Genomic DNA, 378 nt, shown 5'->3' on the forward strand with positions numbered 1-378 from the left:
GCCGAGGGAGGCGACCTGGTCGGCCACCTCGGGACGGGGATCGGTGGCGCGCACGATCGCGCCCAGGCTGCCCGCCGCGCCGATGGCGGCCAGGCCGGCCACACCGGCACCCACGACGAGCACCTTGGCCGGGGGAACCTTGCCCGCGGCGGTGACCTGGCCGGTGAAGAACCGGCCGAAGCTGTGTGCGGCCTCGACGACGGCGCGGTAGCCGGCGATGTTGGCCATCGAGGACAAGACGTCCAGCGACTGGGCGCGCGAGATACGCGGCACCGCGTCCATGGCCAGGACCGTGATCGGCCGGCTCGAGAGCTTCTCGACGAGCTCGGGCTTGAGCGCGGGTGAGATCAAGCTCACCAGAGTCGCACCGTCGCGCAG

The 378-nt window shown here is 72.5% G+C and carries 1 pseudogene; it reads right to left on the bottom strand.

The features are described from left to right. Nucleotides 1–378: pseudogene (locus tag IMZ11_RS44795) on the bottom strand (NAD(P)(+) transhydrogenase (Re/Si-specific) subunit alpha); the annotation flags it as partial.

Source organism: Microtetraspora sp. AC03309 (assembly GCF_020826795.1).
In the GTDB taxonomy this organism is placed as follows: domain Bacteria; phylum Actinomycetota; class Actinomycetes; order Streptosporangiales; family Streptosporangiaceae; genus Microtetraspora; species Microtetraspora glauca.